The following is a 17878-nucleotide window of genomic DNA, read 5'->3' as shown; positions in this document are numbered from 1 at the left end:
TCGGCACGCAGATCTAACGTTCCGCTAAGAAAGCCGCTCGGCTGCGGGGATTTCACAGCTCAGTCATGCGCACGTCATGTCCGCTCCATGGCGGCCACCTGCGGGTGGCCCACCGTGGGGTCGCCGGACCGGGAGCACCGTCAGGGGCACCCCCAGCGGATCGAACCGCGGCCCGGCCCCCACCCCATACCATGAGCAGGAGGCAGCATGAGCGTGAGCAGGAAAAGGCGGACGCGGACGCCGGTCGTGTCAGTGGCGACCCTCGTGGCCCTGGGAGTCGTCGCCGGGCCGGCGCACGCCCACGGCGACCACGGCGCGGTGCCCGCGCTGCCCCAGGTGCAGGCCTCCCTGGAGACGCCCTCCCTGTTCGACGACGAGGCCGGCGGCAACGCGAACGCGGACGACCCCGCGATCTGGCGCAACGAGAAGGACCCGGACCGCAGCCTGGTCATCGCCACCGCCAAGGAGGGCGGCCTGCGCGTGTACGACCTCGACGGGCGCCAGGTGCAGTCCCTGCCGGCCCCGCCGCCGCCCCGCGAGGGCGACGCGCCCGGGCGCTTCAACAACGTCGACCTGATCACCGGGCTCCGCTTCCCCGGCGGCGCCCGCCACGACGTGGCCGTCGTCTCCGACCGCGGCCGCGACCAGCTGCGCGTCTACCGGATCGACCCCCGGCGGCCCTCCGCCCCGCTGGTCGACGTCACCGACGAGTCGGCGGCCCCGCAGGTCTTCTCCGACGGCCGGGACGAGGTCAACGACCAGCGCACCGTCTACGGCCTGGCCGCGTACACCGACCGCCGCAGCGGCCGCTCCTTCGCCGTCACCAGCCGGCGCCACGCCACCGCCCTCGCCCTCACCGAACTCCTGCCCGACGCGCAGGGGAAGGTCGGCTACCGCACCGTCCGCACCACCTCACTGCCGTCCTCCTTCACGCTCCCCGACGGCAAGGCGTGGACCCCGTGCGGTGAACCGGGCGAACTCCCGCAGGTCGAGGGCATGGTGATCGATCCCGACACCGGTGACCTCTACGCGGCCCAGGAGGACGTCGGCATCTGGAAGCTGGACGCCGACCTGCGTTCCCCCGCCCGCCTGATCGAGAAGGTCCGTTCCTTCGGGGTGCCCGGCACCTGGAACCCCGCCACCGAGGAGTGCGACGCGGGCGCGGACCCCGGCTTCGGCGGCCGGCACGTGTCCGCCGACGTGGAGGGCCTGACCATCTGGCGCGACCCCGAGCACCCCGGCCACGGCGGCTACCTGCTCGCCTCCAGCCAGGGCGACGACACCTTCGCCGTCTTCGACCGCGAGCGCGGCAACGGGTACGTCCGCAGTTTCCGCATCGCGGCGGGCACCCGGCCCGGCGCGCCCGACGGGTCGCAGGAGTGCGACGGCGCCGCCGTCACCAGCGCCCCGCTGGGAAGGAGGTTCCCGAACGGCCTGCTGGTGGTCCAGGACGGGGCCAACACCCCCGGGACCACCGGTCCCGACGGGGAGACCCGCACCGACACCGACTTCAAGTTCGTGGACCTCGGCCGCCTCGAACGGGCCGCCCGCCTCTGACCCCGGGCCTGCCCGGGCCCCGCCTCCCCGAGGACGGCCGGGCCCGGACGGGACTGGGGCCGGCTCAAGAAGAAGGGCGTCCTCGAACCGGAACGCCGCGGCGCCACCGGCTACCGGCTCAGCGCGGCCGCCCGGCCCGTCTTCGACGAGGGCGACCGGCGCATGTTCGCCGGCCTGGAACCGGCGAAGCCGAGCGACGGCTGGGCCATGGCCGTCTTCTCCGTTCCGGAGTCCGAACGGTCGTACCGCTACCAGCCGCGCACCCGGCTGACCTGGCTGGGCTTCGGCAACATCGCCCCCGGTGTGTGGCCGGCGCCCGGCCGCCTGCTCGGCGACGCCCCTCGCAGCGCAGCCGGCCGAACGGCCCGACATCGACGGCGGCGAGGCCTTCCGCGCCTACGTCCCGATGCTCACCCAGTGGCGCCGCCTGCCGTACCTCGACCCGGGCCTGCCCGCCGAACTACTCCCCGCCGACCACCGGCCGTGGCTGCACGCCGGCGGGGCGCCCCGGCGCGAGGATGGGGCCATGGCCGACACCTTCGCTTCGCGCACCATCGACGTGACGACCGGGGACCGGGAGACGGTCCACGACCTGACCGCTGCCTGTGCCGCCTTCCTCGCGGAGGTGGCACGGGGCCAGTGCGGACTGCTGAACCTCTTCACGCCCCACGCGACGGCCGGTCTCGCCGTCATCGAGACGGGAGCGGGCAGCGACGACGACCTCCTGACGGCCCTGGGGTCCCTCCTGCCCGCCGACGACCGCTGGCGGCACCGGCACGGATCCCCCGGCCACGGGCGGGACCACGTACTGCCCGCGATCGTCCCGCCCCACGCGACGCTGCCGGTGATCGACGGCACGCTCGCGCTGGGCACCTGGCAGTCCGTCACCCTGGTGGACACCAACCGGGACAACCCACGGCGCCAGGTCCGCCTGGCCTTCCTCGGCTGTTGAAGGAGCGTCAGAACGCTTCCGAGCCGGGGCGCAGGGGTGAAGACATCACCATCATGACAGGTCAGAGGGCTTTTTCGTAGGACCAAGGGCACAGCCGGATCGTCTTGTTCGGACCTCTGTGCGGCTTTGAGAATCACCGTCATGACTCACACAGCGCACCCCAGTCACGACGCGGTACTCCGAGCCCGAGTGGCCCTCCTCGGATCACAGGCGCTGTCGGTCCGTGAGGAGGTCGCCGCCTACCGCGTGCTCGCCCAGGTGAGTCCGCTGGCGTATCTGCCCCTGCTGTCCCACGCGCTCTACGAATACAGCCGCATGGAGTTCGCGCATCTGCCCGAGACGGCCCTGGCCCTGCGCGCCGAGGCCGTCGCCGCCGGCCGCCGCATCCACTCCATGGAGCCGGGCCGGGCACCCGTACTCGTCGGCGCGCTGCTCCGCTACAGGCAGCAGCTGGTACTCATGGGCCGCGAGGCGGAGGCCGACGCCGTGGACCAGGAGATCGCCCGGGTGGAATGACCGCCGCCGGCCGCGTCCGCGCGCACCGCCGGCGGGGCGTCCGGGCCGGCCGGAGTGGGTGGCCGGCCCGGACTTCGGGTCACACGAGGTCGAAGCGGTCCAGCCTCATCACCTTGTCCCACGCGGCGACGAAGTCCCTGACGAACTTCTCCTTCGCGTCGTCGCTCGCGTAGACCTCCGCGAGCGCGCGCAGCTCCGAGTTCGACCCGAAGACCAGGTCGGCACGGGTGCCGGTCCACTTGACGGCGCCCGTGGCGGCGTCGCGGCCCTCGAAGGTGCTCTCGTCCTCGGCCGTCGCCTTCCACGTCGTGCCCAGGTCGAGGAGGTTGACGAAGAAGTCGTTCGTCAGGGACCCGGGCGTAGTGGTGAAGACGCCGTGCGAGCTCTGCTGGTAGTTCGCGCCCAGCACGCGCAGGCCCCCGACCAGGACGGTCAGCTCGGGCGCGCTCAGGTTCAGCAGGTTCGCCCGGTCGATCAGGAGGTATTCGGCCGGCAGCCGGTTGCCCTTCCCGAGGTAGTTGCGGAAGCCGTCGGCGGTCGGCTCCAGGGCGGCGAACGACTCCACGTCCGTCTGCTCCTGCGCCGCGTCCGCCCGGCCCGGCGCGAAGGGCACATCGACGTCGAAACCGGCGTCCTTGGCGCCCTGTTCGACGGCGGCCGCACCGGCGAGCACGATCAGGTCGGCGAGCGAGATCCGCTTGCCGCCGGACTGGGCGGCGTTGAAGGACTCCTGGATGCCCGTCAGCGTGCGCAGCACCGTCGCCAGCTGGTCGGGTTCGTTGACCTCCCACCCGCTCTGCGGCTGGAGCCGGATGCGGGCGCCGTTGGCGCCGCCGCGCTTGTCGCTGCCGCGGAACGACGAGGCCGAGGCCCACGCCGTGGAGACGAGCTGGGACACCGTCAGGTCCGAGGCGAGGACCTGCTGCTTGAGGGAGGCGACGTCGGCGGCGTCGACGAGCTCGTGCGTCACCGGCGGGAGCGGGTCCTGCCACAGCAGCGTCTCGGCCGGGACCTCGGGGCCGAGGTAGCGCACGACCGGGCCCATGTCGCGATGGGTCAACTTGTACCAGGCGCGGGCGAAGGCGTCCGCGAACTCGGCCGGGTTCTCCAGGAAACGCCGGGAGATCTGCTCGTAGGCCGGGTCGAACCGCAGCGAGAGGTCGGTCGTCAGCATCGTCGGCGCGTGGCTCTTGGACGCGTCGTGGGCATCGGGCACGGTACCCGCGCCAGCCCCGTCCTTCGGCCGCCACTGGTGGGCGCCGGCGGGGCTCTTGAACAGCTCCCACTCATAGCCGAAGAGGATCTCGAAGAAGCTGTTGTCCCAGGTGATCGGGGTGTTGGTCCAGATGCCCTCCAGACCGCTGGTGATCGCGTCGGCGCCCTTGCCGGTGCCGAAGGAGTTCGCCCAGCCGAGGCCCTGCTGCTCGATCGAGGCGGCCTCGGGGTCCGCGCCGACGCTCTCCGCCGGGCCCGCGCCGTGGGTCTTGCCGAAGGTGTGGCCGCCCGCGATCAGGGCGACCGTCTCCTCGTCGTTCATCGCCATCCGGCGGAACGTCTCACGGATGTCGCGCGCGGCGGCCAGCGGGTCCGGAGTGCCGTTCGGGCCCTCCGGGTTGACGTAGATCAGGCCCATCTGGACCGCGCCGAGCGGGTTCTCCAGCTCGCGGTCGCCGCTGTAGCGCTCGTCGTCCAGCCACGTGGTCTCGGGACCCCAGTAGACGTCCTCGTCAGGCTCCCAGACGTCCGCGCGACCGCCGCCGAAGCCGAAGGTCTCGAAGCCCATCTGCTCCAGCGCCACGTTGCCGGTCAGGATCATGAGGTCGGCCCACGACAGGCTCTGGCCGTACTTCTTCTTGACCGGCCACAGCAGTCGGCGGGCCTTGTCGAGGTTGCCGTTGTCCGGCCAGCTGTTGAGCGGCGCGAACCGCTGCTGGCCGGATCCGGCGCCGCCGCGGCCGTCGCTGATGCGGTAGGTGCCGGCGCTGTGCCAGGCCATGCGGATCATGAAGGGGCCGTAGTGGCCGAAGTCGGCGGGCCACCAGTCCTGCGAGGTGGTCAGCACCTCCGCGATGTCCCGCTTCACGGCAGGGAGATCGAGGGACTTGAACGCCTCGGCGTAGTCGAACTCCTCGCCGAGCGGGTTGGCCACGGCGGGGTTCTTGGCGAGGATCTTCAGGTTGAGCCGTTCCGGCCACCACTGACGGTTTCCGCCGCCCTGGGTCGGATGCGGGGCGCGCTCGTGGGCGACCGGGCAGCCGCCTGCGCCCTCCGACTTGGCGTCTACGACGATTGCATCATGGTTCTCGGACATGGGAATCCTTCCGTACCAGGCGGATCACGGTGTTCAGGAACTGAATGCGAGGGAATTGACGGGGCGCGGGCCCCGTGCACGGTCTCGGCCCCGTCGGTCGGCCCGACGCCGAGGCGGTCACCGTCCCGGACGGTGTCACCTGCCGCTCTGGAGACGTCCTGTCTCTTGGCTATCCATCGAACCGATCCTACGATGGACGGATTCCAAGTCAAGAAGCACACCAAGCCCATATTGAGTCGGATTCCCGATGTCGGCCCACAGGCGTCGGGCGCCCGTCCAACCTGAAACAGGTGAGCCGATATGAGTGACCTGCTGCGACGGCTGCGCGGGCGTGGCTGGCGGATGACGGCCCAGCGGCGCGTGGTCGCGGAGGTCCTCGACGGAGACCACGTGCACCTCACGGCCGACGAGGTGCACGCCCGTGCGGTGGAGCGGCTGCCCGAGATCTCCCGGGCCACCGTCTACAACGCCCTGGGCGAGTTGGTAGCCCTCGGCGAGGTCGCGGAGGTCACCACCGACGGCAGGGCCAAGCGCTACGACCCCAACGCGCACCACCCGCACCAGCACCTGGTGTGCTCCGGCTGTGGGTTGATCCGCGACGTCCACCCGACCGGAAGTCCCCTGGCCGGCCTCCCGCCCGAGGCGCGCTTCGGTTTCACGGTGTCCGGGGTCGAGGTCACCTACCGCGGCCTGTGCCCGGCCTGCGCCTGAGGGCGCGGGGAGGCCGCGGCAGGGCGCGGGAGGGGCCGGTGAGTGAGCGGGCGCGCAGCGGGTAGGCGCCGCACACCGGGCGTCGACCAAGGAGGTACCATGCCCCGCACTTTCAGCCAGAAGCGCGAGCGCCGGCGCCGCAACCCGCACGGCCGCTCCTCCATGGGCAAGGCCGAACTCGAGAGGGAGCTCGGCCGTTGAGCCGTACGCCGTCGAATGGAGAAGCCATGCCGGAAGCCACCGACGGAAGGAACGAGAGCGGAGAGGAACGCGCGGACCGGCAGTGGCAGGAGCTGATCCAGGAGATCCGCGTCGCCCAGACGGGCGTGCAGATCCTCTTCGGTTTCCTGTTGACGGTCGTGTTCACCCCCCTCTTCCACGAACTTCCGCAGACCGACAAGACCATCTACGTCGTCACCGTCGTGCTCGGAGCGCTGGCGACCGGTGCGCTCATCGGGCCCGTCGCCTTCCACCGCGTCGTCTCCGGCCGGCGCATCAAGCCCGAGGCGGTGGCATGGGCCTCCCGTCTCACCTTCGTCGGCCTCGTCCTGCTGCTGGCCACCTGCACCGCGGCCCTCTTCCTGGTCCTGCGGGTCGCCACCCACGACGCCCTCGTGCCCTGGCTGGTGGCGGGCGTGCTCGCGTGGTACCTCCTGTGCTGGTTCGTCCTGCCGTTGTGGGCGCGGATCCGGTACACGGCGGAGCACTGAGCGACAGGCCCGTTCGTGCCCGTTCACGACCCGTTCACCCCGGTGCGGCGCCTTCGTTCCTTCCCGGCCACGCGTCAGGCTTCAAGGAGAAGACCCTTGATGCCGCACTAGACTGGTGGGTTGTTTGGCGCTGGCTACGGAACAACCCGGGCAGACCCGGGCTCCGCCGGCGACCCGGGACCCCGGGAACGAGACGCGAGGGCCGATGGCTGCAACACCTGAGCAAGGTGAACTCACTCTGCTCGAGGGCGGGGAAGCGTACGGGGACGCGAGCGGGGATTCGTACGGGGACGCGAGCGGGGATCCCGACGCCGGCGGGGAGTCCGGCAAGTCCGCCCGGTTCTCCGCCGGACCCGCCGCCCCGACGCGCACCCTCGTCGACATCTTCGAGGCCTCCGTACGGGCGTACCCCGACGAACTCGCCCTGGACGACGGCACCACCCGCCTGACCTACCGGGAGCTGGCCACCGAGGTCGAGCGCCGCCGCCGCGCCCTCGCGGCCGCCGGGGTGGGCCGCGGCGACCGCGTCGGCGTACGCGTGCCGTCCGGGACCAACGAGCTGTACACGGGCATCCTCGCCGTGCTCGCCGCGGGCGCCGCCTACGTCCCGGTCGACGCCGAGGACCCCGACGAGCGCGCCGAGCTGGTCTTCGGCGAGGCCGGCGTACGGGCCGTCCTGGGCGCCGCAGGGCGCATCGACGCCACCGGCCTCGCGGACGCTGAGGCGGCCGCCGCGCGGCCCGGCCCCGAGCACGACGCCTGGATCATCTTCACCTCCGGCTCCACCGGCAAGCCCAAGGGCGTGGCCGTCAGCCACCGCAGCGCCGCCGCCTTCGTCGACGCCGAGGCCGCGCTCTTCCTCACCGAGGAGCCGATCGGCCCCGGCGACCGCGTCATGGCCGGACTGTCCGTCGCCTTCGACGCCTCCTGCGAGGAGATGTGGCTCGCCTGGCGCTACGGCGCCTGCCTCGTCCCCGTCCCGCGCTCCCAGGTCCGCAGCGGCGCCGACCTGGGCCCCTGGCTGGCGGACCAGGAGATCACCGTGGTCTCCACCGTGCCCACCCTGGCCGCGCTCTGGGAGCCCGAGACCCTCAACGAGGTCCGGCTGCTGATCTTCGGCGGCGAGGCCTGCCCGCCCGAGCTCACCCAGCGCCTGGTCACCGAGGGCCGCGAGGTCTGGAACACCTACGGCCCCACCGAGGCCACCGTCGTCGCCTGCGCGGCCCTCCTCACCGGCGAGGAACCCATCCGGATCGGCCTCCCGCTGAGCGGCTGGGAACTGGCCGTGGTCGACGAGTCCGGCGAGCCGGTGCCGATGGGCGGCAGCGGCCAGCTCGTCATCGGCGGCGTCGGCCTCGCCCGCTACCTCGACCCCACGATGGACGCCGAGAAGTACGCCCCGCTGGAATCCCTCGGCTGGCAACGCGCCTACCGCAGCGGCGACCTCGTCCGCGCAGAGCCGGAAGGCCTCGTCTTCCTCGGCCGCGCCGACGAGCAGATCAAGCTCGGCGGCCGCCGGATCGAGCTCGGCGAGGTGGACGCCGCCCTGCAGGCCCTGCCCGGCGTCGCCGGCGCCGCCGCGGCCGTACGCACCGCCCGCAGCGGCAACCAGCTCCTCGTCGGATACCTCGTCACCCAGGAGGGCTGGGACCACGCGGCCGCCGTCGAGCGGCTGCGCTCCGAGCTGCCCGCCGCCCTCGTACCGCTGCTCGCACCGGTCGACGAGCTCCCCACCCGCACCTCCGGCAAGGTGGACCGCGACGCACTGCCCTGGCCCCTGCCCGAACTGGAGACCCCCGGCCCCGCCGAGCAGCTCTACGGCACCGAGGCCTGGCTCGCCGAGCAGTGGAGCGAGACCCTCGGCGTGGCCGTCAACAGCGCCGTCGACGACTTCTTCGCGATCGGCGGCAGCAGCCTCGCAGCCGCCCAGCTCACCACCCGGCTGCGCACCCGCTACCCGCGGGCGGCCGTCCTCGACATCTACCAGCAGCCCGTCCTGCGCAAGCTGGCCCGCCGCCTGGAGAAATCCGTACAGGACGACGACGCGGCCCGGGTCATCGCGCCCGTTCCGCTCCGCGCCAAGGTGATCCAGTCGCTGCTGCTGCTCCCGCTGTCCACCCTGGTCGGCCTGCGCTGGACCGTGGCACTGCTGGCCCTCGGCAACGTACTGCACCGGTTCGGGCCCTACCCGTGGGCGCCGACCGCCTCCTGGTGGCTCGTCGCCGCCGGAGCCGCACTGCTCTTCAGCCCGCCCGGCCGCCTCGTGATCGCCGCCGGCGGCGCCCGCCTGCTGCTGCGCGGGGTCAAGGCCGGGCGCCATCCGCGCGGCGGCAGCGTGCACCTGAGGCTGTGGACCGCCGAGCGGCTCGCCGAGTACGCCGGCGCGACCTCCCTCACCGGCTCCTGGCTGGAACGCTACGGGCGGGCCCTCGGCGCCAAGATCGGCCCCGAGGTCGACCTGCACTCCCTGCCCCCGGTCACGGGCATGCTCAAACTCGGCCGCGGCTGCGCCGTGGAGTCCGAGGTGGACCTCTCCGGGCACTGGCTGGACGGCGACCGGCTGGAGATCGGCCAGGTCAAGGTGGGCGCCGGCGCGGTGGTCGGCACCCGCAGCATCCTCTTCCCCGGCGCCCGCGTCGGCAAGCGGGCCGAGGTGGCCCCCGGCTCCGCCGTCGTCGGCCAGATCCCCACCGGCCAGCGCTGGGCCGGAGCGCCGGCCGGCAAGCTCGGCAAGGCCAAGCGGAACTGGCCCCGGGAACGCCCGCCGCGTTCGGCCCACTGGCGGGCCATGTACGGAGCCACCGGCTTCGGCCTGACGGCCCTGCCCGTGCTCGCCACCGTGCCCGCCCTGATCGTCGTGAGCCGGTTCGTGCCCGCCGACGCCGGGCTCGCCCAGGCCCTGCGCGGAGCGCTCATCGCCGTCGTCCCGGGAGCCCTCGCCTTCGGCTGCGCGTACGCCCTGCTCCTGCTGGTCTCCGTACGACTGCTCAGCCTCGGCCTGCGCACCGGCAACCACCCGACGCACAGCAGGGTCGGCTGGCAGGCCTGGACGGTCACCCAGCTGATGGACCTGTCCCGGGAGACGCTCTTCCCGCTCTACGCCGGCCTGATCACGCCCGTGTGGCTGAGGCTGCTCGGCATGAAGATCGGCCGGGGCGCGGAGGTGTCCACCGTCCTCGCGCTGCCCAGCCTCACCACCGTGGGCGAAGGCGCGTTCCTCGCCGACGACACCCTGACCGCCCCCTGCGAACTGGGCGGCGGCTGGGTACGCATCGGACACTCCGAGATCGGCCGCCGGGCCTTCCTCGGCAACTCCGGCATGACCGCCCCGGGCCGCACCGTGCCGGACGACGGGCTCGTCGGCGTGCTGTCCGCGACCCCGAAGAAGGCCAAGAAGGGCAGCTCGTACCTGGGCCTGCCGCCGGTCAAGCTGCCCCGCTCCGCCGCCGACGCCGACCAGAGCCGGACCTACGACCCACCCGCGCACCTGCTGTGGGCGCGCGGGCTGGTGGAGCTGTGCCGACTCGTCCCCGTCTTCTGCTCGGCCGCGCTGGCCGTCCTGACCGTGGCGGCGCTCTGCGCGCTGAGCACGGCGACCGGGCTGGGGACCTGGGGCGCCGCCCTGCTGTCCGGAGCGGTCCTGACGGCCGCCGGCGTGGCCGCCTGCGCGGTCACGGTGGCCGCGAAATGGCTGCTGGTGGGCCGCCACCGGGCGGGCGAGCACCCGCTGTGGAGCGCCTTCGTATGGCGCAACGAACTGGCCGACACCTTCGTCGAGGTCCTGGCCGTGCCGTGGCTGGCCGGATCCGTGCCCGGCACCCCGCTGCTGGCCCTGTGGCTGCGCGCGCTCGGGGCCCGCATCGGCCGCGGGGTGTGGTGCGAGAGCTACTGGCTGCCCGAGATGGACCTGGTCGTCCTGGGCGACGCGGTCAGCGTGAACCGCGGTTGCGTGTTGCAGACACACCTCTTCCACGACCGGATCTTGAGGACGGATACTGTGGTCCTCCGCGAGGGCGCCACCCTGGGCCCGGGCGGAATCGTCCTGCCCGGCAGCACGGTCGGGGCCCGCAGCACGCTGGGTCCCGCCTCTCTCGTGATGGCCGGGGAATCCGTCCCCGCCGACACCCGCTGGCTGGGCAATCCGATCGAGGCGTGGCGGTCCTGACCGGACCGTCCCCGCGGTGGCGGGACCGGCAGCGGCGGCAGCGGGACACCAGCACGTCGTACGAGCACAGCGCAGGGAGCGGAAGCGGCAGTGAGCGGCCAGAAGACAGAGGTGTCGGACCCGTACTTTCCGGCCAACGGCGACTCCCGTTACCGAGTGCACCGGTACGAACTCGCTCTGGAATACCGCCCCGGCCCCAACCGGCTGGCCGGAACGGCCCGGCTCAGCGCCATCGCCGGGCGGGCCCCGCTCACCGAGTTCCACCTCAACCTGGCCGAGTTCAGAATAGGACGCGTCCTCGTCAACGGCCGGGCCCCGCACTACGCGCACCGCGGCGGCAAGCTCCGCATCCGGCCGGCCAAGCCGCTGCCCGCCGGCGCCGCCTTCACCGTGGAGGTGCACTGGGCGGGCAACCCCAAGCCGGTGCGCAGCCCCTGGGGCGGTCTCGGCTGGGAGGAACTGACCGACGGCGTGCTGGTGGCCAGCCAGCCGGTCGGCGCCCCCTCCTGGTACCCGTGCAACGACCGCCCCGCCGACAAGGCCTCGTACCAGATCTCCGTCAACACGCCCTCCGCCTACACCGTCGTCGCCGGCGGGCGGCTGCTCACCCGCACCACCAGGGCCAGCACCACCACCTGGGTGTACGAGCAGTCCGCGCCGACCTCCAGCTACCTCGTCGGCCTGTCCATCGGCATGCACCAGACGGTGCTGCTCGGCGACCCCGGGCTCGGCGGCGTCCCGCAGAGCGCCCACGTGCCCGCGCACCTGCTGCCGCGGTTCTCCCGCGACTTCGCCCGGCAGCCCGCGATGATGCAGCTGTTCGAGGAACTGTTCGGGCCCTACCCCTTCGGCGAGTACACGGTCGTCGTCGCCGACGAGGAACTGGACGTACCGGTCGAGGCGCAGGGCCTCTCCCTGTTCGGCACCAACCACGTCGACGGTGCGCGCGGCTCGGAACGCCTCATCGCCCACGAGCTCGCGCACCAGTGGTTCGGCAACAGCGTGACCATCGCCGACTGGCGGCACATCTGGCTGAACGAGGGCTTCGCGAAGTACGCCGAGTGGCTCTGGTCGGAGCGCTCCGGCGGGCGGACCGCCCACGAACTGGCGGTCACCGCACACCGGCTGCTGGCCACGCGGACGCAGGACCTGCGGCTGGCCGACCCCGGCCGCAAGCTCATGTTCGACGATCGCCTGTACCAGCGCGGTGGCCTCGCCGTCCACGCGGTGCGCTGCGCCCTGGGTGACGGCGCGTTCTTCCGCATGCTGCGCGACTGGCTCACGGTCCACCGCAACGGGGTGGTGACCACCGCCGGCTTCACCACCCACGTGGCCCGCTACACCGCCGAGCCCCTGGACGACCTGTTCTCGGCGTGGCTCTACGAACCGGCGCTCCCGCCGCTGCCCTCCCCGTCGATACCGGCGAAGCCCGGCTACCCCCCGACGAACGGCGGCCCCGGCAAGGGCCGCCGCGGCCGCGCCTCCGCCTAGTTCTGCCTGGTCCAGCGCTGGGAGGCCTGGCCGCCGCAGGACGTCGTGACCAGGCCGCTGGCCATGCCCAGGTCGAGGCAGCCGCCGCCGAGGTCGCTATGGAGGCTGCCGTTCGCGCCGGTGCGCCAGATCCGGCCGATGTCCTGGGCGCAGTCGCCCACGAAGACGGCCTGGCCCAGCCCGTTGGAGTACAGGCACTGGCCGCTCTGCCGGTTGACGAGCCTGAAGCCGCCGTCCGCCCTGCCCTGCACGGTCCAGCGGGCGGATCCGTCCGAGCACTCGCCGGAGTCCGCGGCCCCGAAGACCTGGGTGACGCACTTGTTGTTGTTGCCGTTGCGGTAGCGGTAGGTGCCGGACGCGGGGGGTGCCGGCGGGGCCGGGGCCGTGGGGGCGGTGGACGTCCCACCGCCGGAGGGGCGCGTACTGCCGGCGCCGCCCGCGTTCGCGGAGTTGCCTGACCCGGCCGAGCCGCCCGCACCGCCCGGACCGGTCTGGGCACCGCCGCCCGGTCCGGCACCGGGGCCGGGTCCCTGGCCGGCGCCCGCGGCGGCCGCGTTCGGGGGGACGCCGCCCGCCCCGCCCTGGGCTGGGTCCTGGGGCGGTGACTGCGCGGGTGACGCCGTCGCCGCCGGGCTGCCGCCCGTCGTCGTCGGCGATGACGGGTCGGCCGGCGCCGTGACCGACGTACGCGGGTCGCTGCGTGCGTCGGCCTGCGGCGAGCCGGTGTGCGGCAGGTACTGGACGGCGAGCGTCGTGCCGCCCGCCACCACGACGACGGGGAAGACGGCCAGCAGGACGCCGGTGCGACGGCGCCGCTCGGGCCGTTCCGGGCGGGACGCGGCGGGGGTGGGGGCGGGCCCGGGATCCTCCGGTGCCTTCTCGGATCCCTTGTCCGGTGCCGGTGCCGGTGCCGGTTCCGGTTCCGTCTCGGTATCCGGGTCCGGCTTCCCACCCTTGAGCGGGAGCGTCGGTACGTCGACCTCCTGCACGTTCGCGGCGAAGGCGGCCCGCTCCGTCAGCCGTTCGGCGATGGCCGCAGGCCACAGCGGCTCCGTGAACGGCCCGTGCCGCGCGGCCCGTTCGAGGAGCTCGGCCGCGGTGGGGCGGGCGTCGGGGTCCTTGGCCAGGCAGGCCGCGACGAGGTCGGCGAGCTCCGGCTCCGCCTCCCGCAACGGATCCAGGTCGGGCTCCTCGTGGACGATGCGGTACAGCACGCCGTGCCCCGACTCGTCGCCGAAGGGCGGCTGGCCGCACGCCGCGTACGCGAGGACCGAGCCCAGCGCGAACACGTCGGTGGCGCCGCTCAACCGCCGCCTGCCCGAAGCCTGTTCGGGAGCCATGTAGGCGGGCGTGCCCACCACCATGCCGGTCCTGGTGAGCTGGCTCTGCTCCGCGGCGCGGGCGACGCCGAAGTCGATGAGCGTGAGACCGTCGAGTGTCAGCATCACGTTGGACGGCTTGAGGTCCCGGTGCACCATGTCCAGCGCGTGCACCGCCGCCAGGCCCGACGCCGCCTCCCGCAGCAGCAGCCACAGCGCGTCCGCGGGCAGCGGGCCGCCGTGCAGCGCGATCGCCTCCCGCAGGGTGAGGCCGGGGATGTACGCGGTGGCGAACCACGGCGGGTTCGCGGTGCGGTCGCAGGCGAGCAGCGGCGCGGTGGCCTCCGCGGGCAGCCGGGCGAGGTTGTCCAGCTCGTGCCCGAACCGGCGCAGGAAGTCCTCGTCCTCGCCGACGACGGAGGACAGCAGCTGTTTGACGGCGACGTACCGGCCCTCTCGGACCCCGAGGTACACGCGCCCCATGCCTCCGGCCCCGAGCCGGCCCGCCAGCGGAATGGCCCCGATCCGGCGCGGATCCCCCGCCTCCAGCGGCTCCGCTCCGCTCCCCGTCAGCTCTAACACGTTCGCCCCGCTCGAATTAGAATGAGTTTCCAGAAATCTAACCCGATGATCCGCCATGCACAACGCGCCTGCCCCAGCGCCGACTTGGGGCGGTCCGGGCCGGGCGCCGGCGCAGGACGGACGTGGTCGGGGAGGTCGGCGCGGAGGACGGCTAGCGGGAGACGGCCGCTCGCCGGAGCAGGGACAGCCTGCTCGCGGTCCGGTCCAGGTCGCGCATCAGCCCGGAGTCCTCGGCCAGCCCGGCCAGCGGGTCGGCGCCGATCAGGAACAGTCGTACGTCGCGGTCGCAGCAGACGTCCACGAGGTTGGCGAACCGCTGACGCGCGTCCGGCGTACAGGACAGCAGCGGGGGCACCCCGTCCAGGATCAGGGTGTCGAAGTGGTCGGCGAGTGTCAGGTAGTCGGGCACCGAGGTCCGGCCCTCGCACAGCTCCTGGAAGCCCATCCACACCACGTCGCCGTGAACGGCCAGCGCGGGCAGCTCACGCAAGTGGGCGGGCACCCAGCGGGCCTCGGCGGGCTGTGGCGGGACCAGGCCGAGTTCACGGAGCGCGATGTCGTCCTCGGGGCCGAGGAGCGCGCCCTGGGTGAACCGCCGCCCCCCGGCGGGCTGCGGCCGGCGCCGGAAGTCGGTCGGCCCGGACACGTCCAAGACGTCCATCCGCTCTTCGATCAGGGCGATGGTCGGCTCGAACAGGTGGTGGTGGAGCGGGTCCGGCATCAGGCCGGCGGGTGGGTAGTTGGACGTGGTGACGAGGGTGATGCGCCGCTCCAGCAGCGTGCGGAAGAGCCGGGCGACGAGCATCGCGTCACCTGCGTCGTGCGCGTGGAACTCGTCGAAGACCAGGATCCGGCAGTCGGCGAGCAGTTCGTCGACCGCCAGGTCGACAGCGCTCTGCCGGTTCCCGCGGAGGTGTTCCCCGTACGACACGCCTTCGCGCGCCACGCCGTCGTGCAACCTGCGGAAGAAGTCGTGAAAGTGCAGCCGTCGCTTGCGGGTCTCGGGCAGGCCGTCGAAGAAGGTGTCGACCAGCCAGCTCTTGCCCCGCCCGACGGGTCCCCAGACGTACAGGCTGCGCGGTGGCCGGGGGCGGAACAGGCCGCGGGGCGCCCCCAGTTCGCCGGCGAGCCCGGCGAGTCGCTCGGCCGCGTGCCGCTGGGCCGGTGTGAGAGTGAACCCCCGCTGCTCGGCAGCCGTGTGGACGTGCTCGAGCATCCGCTCGTACCGCTTGCGTATCTTGTCGCTCACGGACGGCGACATTAGCAGCAGGCAGCTGACCGTGATCGCCCACCTGCCGTCCTCGGTCCCGTACGCGTCCGTGCCCCGGCCCTCGCTCGTCCTGCCGCCCCGGCCGCCGTCGACGGGATACCGGCGTCCGCCCGAGGGCCTGCAGACGCTCGTACCCGATCACGCGGCCACACTGGGCCAGGTGTGACCGGCATCGTGAGAACTATTACATTCACCCCAGAATCACCCATTTGCCGTGGATCATTGCTTCCTGGAACTGTCGTATATGGGTCGCTTGTGGGGCCCGCGCCATCCGCTTGACCGGTAGGCGCCGTGGGAGAGACATGGGACGCGTGGCCAACTGGACCTCCAACCGACGTATCGCCCTGCCGCTGGCGGGCGGCGCCGTCGTACTCGGACTCGGCGGCGGCCTCTACGTCACCGGCCTCGTGGCCGGCGGTGACATCGACCAGGGCACGAGCGTCCTGGGAGTGGACATCGGCGGAATGAGCCGGGAGCAGGCTCAGCGCAAGCTCACGCATGCGCTCGGGCCCGCCGCCGCGGCACCGGTCGCCATGAAGATCGGCGACCGCGTGGAGAAGGCCGACCCCGCCGCGCTCGGGCTCTCGCTCGACACCACCGCGACCGTCGACCACGCCGTCCGGACCGGTTACGGCCCGGCCACCGTCATCGGCCGGCTCTTCGCCTCCGGCGACCGCGCCGTCGAGCCGGTGATCCGGATGAACGAGCAGACCGCCCGGGCCGCGGTCGACCGCATCGCCGCTGCCGCCGGGCAGCAGGCCCGCGACGGGGCGATCACGTTCGAGAAGGGCGCGGCGAAGGCCGTCGCCCCGCAGCAGGGCGTCACCCTCGTCGAGGACGGGGCCCTCGACACCCTCCGCACGGCCTACCTGCGGCCGGCCGCCGGCCCCGTCGTGATGCCCGTCGACCGCACCCAGCCCCGCATCGGCGCCGAGGAGACCGGACGGGCCATGCGCCAGTTCGCGCAGCCCGCGATGTCCGGGCCCGTCAACCTCACCGTCGCCGGGCAGCGCCTGTCCATAGGCCCCGGCGTCCTCGGCGAGCACCTGAAGATGCGGCCCGACGCCCAGGGCCGTCTCGTCCCGGCCCTGGACTCCAAGGCCCTGCTCGCCGACCCCGCCGTGGCCCGCCCCCTCGGGGCGGTCACCTCGGCACCGCGCGACGCCGTGCCCCGTCTCGACACGGACGGCAGGGTGGTCATCGCCGATCCGGGCCGCGAGGGCCGGCAGGTCACGGAGGCGGCACTCGGCAAGGCCGTGCTGCCCCTGCTGACCCGCTCGGGCGCCGCCCGCAGCGGCGAGGTCGCCACCGTGGCCGTCCAGCCGGAGCTGTCCGCCGAGGAGGCGCGGCGCCTCGGCATCAAGGAGAAGGTCTCCTCCTTCACCGTCGAGTTCCCGGCCGCCCCGTACCGCGCCACCAACATCGGGCGCGCCGTGGAGCTCATCAACGGCTCCGTCGTCATGCCGGGGGAGGAGTGGAGCTTCAACCGGACGGTCGGCGAGCGCACCCCCGAGAACGGCTTCGTCGACGGCATCATGATCAACGACGGTCAGTACGTGAAATCGCCCGGCGGAGGCGTCTCGGCGGTCGCCACCACCATGTACAACGCGGTCTTCTTCGCGGGGGTCAAGCCCGTCGAGCACGGCGCCCACTCCTTCTACATCGAGCGGTACCCCGAGGGCCGGGAAGCCACCGTCGCCTGGGGCACCCTCGACCTGCGCTGGGTCAACGACTCCGGGCACCCCCTCTACATCCAGGCCCGGTCCACCGACACCTCGCTGACCATCTCCCTCCTCGGCACGAAGAAGTACGACGAGATACGTGCGACCAAGGGGCCGCGCACGAACGTCACCCCGCCCGCCAAGCGGACGGGCAGCGGGCCGACGTGCGAGGTCCAGACCCCGCTCGAGGGCTTCGACGTGGCCGTCGGCCGTGTCTTCGTCCAGGGCGGGAAGGAGGTCAGGCACGAGGAGTTCAAGACCCACTACACCCCGCGCGACGAGGTGACCTGTACCCCGGAGGCCTCGCCCACCCCGGGCGCCCCGGTGGCACCGGGAACCCCGCCGACCCCGGGCGCCTCACAGGCACCGGGAACCCAGGCGGCCGAGCGGACCCCCGAGCCGCGCCGGACCCCCGAGCCGCGCCGGACGCCCGAGCCCCGCCCGGCCGCCGGGATGGCCCAGGCCGCGCCGGCGCCGCGTACCCCGTAGGCCCCTCCGGCACGGCCGGGGGCGGCCCGACCGCCCTCGGCGGAACCCCGTCGCACCGACCGCCCGTCCAGGACGAGGTGTGAC

Annotated in this window: 12 protein-coding genes and 2 pseudogenes; 11 read left to right on the top strand and 3 right to left on the bottom strand. The window is 73.1% G+C overall.

Features of this window, described 5'->3' with window-relative positions; all coding sequences use genetic code 11:
- The first annotated feature begins 207 nt into the window (after positions 1-207).
- The 5 genes and pseudogenes from ACZ6JT_RS00525 (at position 208) to ACZ6JT_RS00505 (ending at position 3025) form a co-directional block, all read left to right on the top strand.
- Positions 208-1557, top strand: a complete 1350-nt coding sequence (locus ACZ6JT_RS00525) for a phytase (protein ID WP_469205692.1) — start codon at positions 208-210, stop codon at positions 1555-1557.
- A 162-nt stretch (positions 1558-1719) separates the two neighbouring features.
- Positions 1720-1827: pseudogene (locus ACZ6JT_RS00520) on the top strand (PaaX family transcriptional regulator C-terminal domain-containing protein); the annotation flags it as partial.
- A gap of 31 nt (positions 1828-1858) precedes the next feature.
- Positions 1859-1975, top strand: a pseudogene (locus tag ACZ6JT_RS00515) (hypothetical protein); the annotation flags it as partial.
- A gap of 108 nt (positions 1976-2083) precedes the next feature.
- Positions 2084-2509, top strand: coding sequence for a YjbQ family protein (locus ACZ6JT_RS00510; protein WP_469208112.1), 426 nt, complete (start codon positions 2084-2086; stop codon positions 2507-2509).
- A gap of 141 nt (positions 2510-2650) precedes the next feature.
- Positions 2651-3025, top strand: coding sequence for a hypothetical protein (locus ACZ6JT_RS00505; RefSeq protein ID WP_469205690.1), 375 nt, complete (start codon positions 2651-2653; stop codon positions 3023-3025).
- A gap of 79 nt (positions 3026-3104) precedes the next feature.
- Here ACZ6JT_RS00505 and katG read toward each other — a convergent pair whose 3' ends face one another.
- A complete protein-coding gene (gene katG, locus ACZ6JT_RS00500) occupies positions 3105-5336 on the bottom strand; it encodes a catalase/peroxidase HPI (RefSeq protein WP_469205688.1) in 2232 nt (743 codons plus the stop codon).
- Between the two features lie 300 nt (positions 5337-5636).
- Here katG and ACZ6JT_RS00495 point away from each other — a divergent pair, with 300 nt between their 5' ends.
- The 4 genes from ACZ6JT_RS00495 (at position 5637) to ACZ6JT_RS00480 (ending at position 12413) form a co-directional block, all read left to right on the top strand.
- Entirely contained in the window at positions 5637-6047 is a 411-nt protein-coding gene (locus ACZ6JT_RS00495; protein ID WP_469205686.1) for a Fur family transcriptional regulator, read from the top strand.
- Between the two features lie 227 nt (positions 6048-6274).
- Complete coding sequence (locus tag ACZ6JT_RS00490; protein ID WP_469205684.1) at positions 6275-6757, top strand: DUF6328 family protein; 483 nt, start codon at positions 6275-6277, stop codon at positions 6755-6757.
- 205 nt (positions 6758-6962) lie between these two features.
- Positions 6963-10922, top strand: a complete 3960-nt coding sequence (locus ACZ6JT_RS00485; RefSeq protein ID WP_469205682.1) for a Pls/PosA family non-ribosomal peptide synthetase — start codon at positions 6963-6965, stop codon at positions 10920-10922.
- 90 nt (positions 10923-11012) lie between these two features.
- The gene (locus ACZ6JT_RS00480) at positions 11013-12413 is read left to right on the top strand and encodes a M1 family metallopeptidase (protein WP_469205680.1); all 1401 of its coding nucleotides are present in this window, start codon (positions 11013-11015) and stop codon (positions 12411-12413) included.
- On the opposite strand, the gene ACZ6JT_RS00475 is transcribed toward ACZ6JT_RS00480, so the two are convergent.
- Both ACZ6JT_RS00475 and zapE read right to left on the bottom strand, forming a co-directional pair.
- Entirely contained in the window at positions 12410-14314 is a 1905-nt protein-coding gene (locus ACZ6JT_RS00475) for a serine/threonine-protein kinase (protein ID WP_469205678.1), read from the bottom strand. The genes ACZ6JT_RS00480 and ACZ6JT_RS00475 overlap by 4 nt on opposite strands.
- 151 nt (positions 14315-14465) lie before the next feature.
- The gene (gene zapE / locus ACZ6JT_RS00470) at positions 14466-15563 is read right to left on the bottom strand and encodes a cell division protein ZapE (RefSeq protein WP_469205676.1); all 1098 of its coding nucleotides are present in this window, start codon (positions 15561-15563) and stop codon (positions 14466-14468) included.
- On the opposite strand from zapE, the gene ACZ6JT_RS00465 reads away from it, so the two are divergent.
- Positions 15553-15750 carry a hypothetical protein gene (locus ACZ6JT_RS00465; RefSeq protein WP_469205674.1) on the top strand — a complete coding sequence of 66 codons (198 nt, stop codon included), beginning with the start codon at positions 15553-15555 and terminating at the stop codon, positions 15748-15750. The two genes, zapE and ACZ6JT_RS00465, sit on opposite strands and share 11 nt — an antisense overlap.
- Positions 15751-15886: 136 nt before the next feature.
- Positions 15887-17794: a VanW family protein gene (locus ACZ6JT_RS00460; RefSeq protein ID WP_469205672.1), complete on the top strand. Its 1908-nt coding sequence runs from the start codon at positions 15887-15889 to the stop codon at positions 17792-17794.
- The last annotated feature ends 84 nt before the right edge of the window (positions 17795-17878 follow it).

It is taken from the genome of Streptomyces sp. NPDC046308, assembly GCF_055588065.1.
Note: the sequence above shows the minus strand (reverse complement) of the source record. Positions and strands in the feature narration are given on the sequence as shown.

Coding starts and splice junctions, on each gene's coding strand:
- ACZ6JT_RS00525 (WP_469205692.1), top strand. CDS start 208: ATGAGCGTGAGCAGGAAAAGGCGGACGCGGACGCCGGTCGTGTCAGTG.
- ACZ6JT_RS00485 (WP_469205682.1), top strand. CDS start 6,963: ATGGCTGCAACACCTGAGCAAGGTGAACTCACTCTGCTCGAGGGCGGG.
- ACZ6JT_RS00460 (WP_469205672.1), top strand. CDS start 15,887: ATGGGACGCGTGGCCAACTGGACCTCCAACCGACGTATCGCCCTGCCG.
- ACZ6JT_RS00505 (WP_469205690.1), top strand. CDS start 2,651: ATGACTCACACAGCGCACCCCAGTCACGACGCGGTACTCCGAGCCCGA.
- ACZ6JT_RS00495 (WP_469205686.1), top strand. CDS start 5,637: ATGAGTGACCTGCTGCGACGGCTGCGCGGGCGTGGCTGGCGGATGACG.
- ACZ6JT_RS00490 (WP_469205684.1), top strand. CDS start 6,275: ATGCCGGAAGCCACCGACGGAAGGAACGAGAGCGGAGAGGAACGCGCG.
- katG (WP_469205688.1), bottom strand. CDS start 5,336: ATGTCCGAGAACCATGATGCAATCGTCGTAGACGCCAAGTCGGAGGGC.
- ACZ6JT_RS00510 (WP_469208112.1), top strand. CDS start 2,084: ATGGCCGACACCTTCGCTTCGCGCACCATCGACGTGACGACCGGGGAC.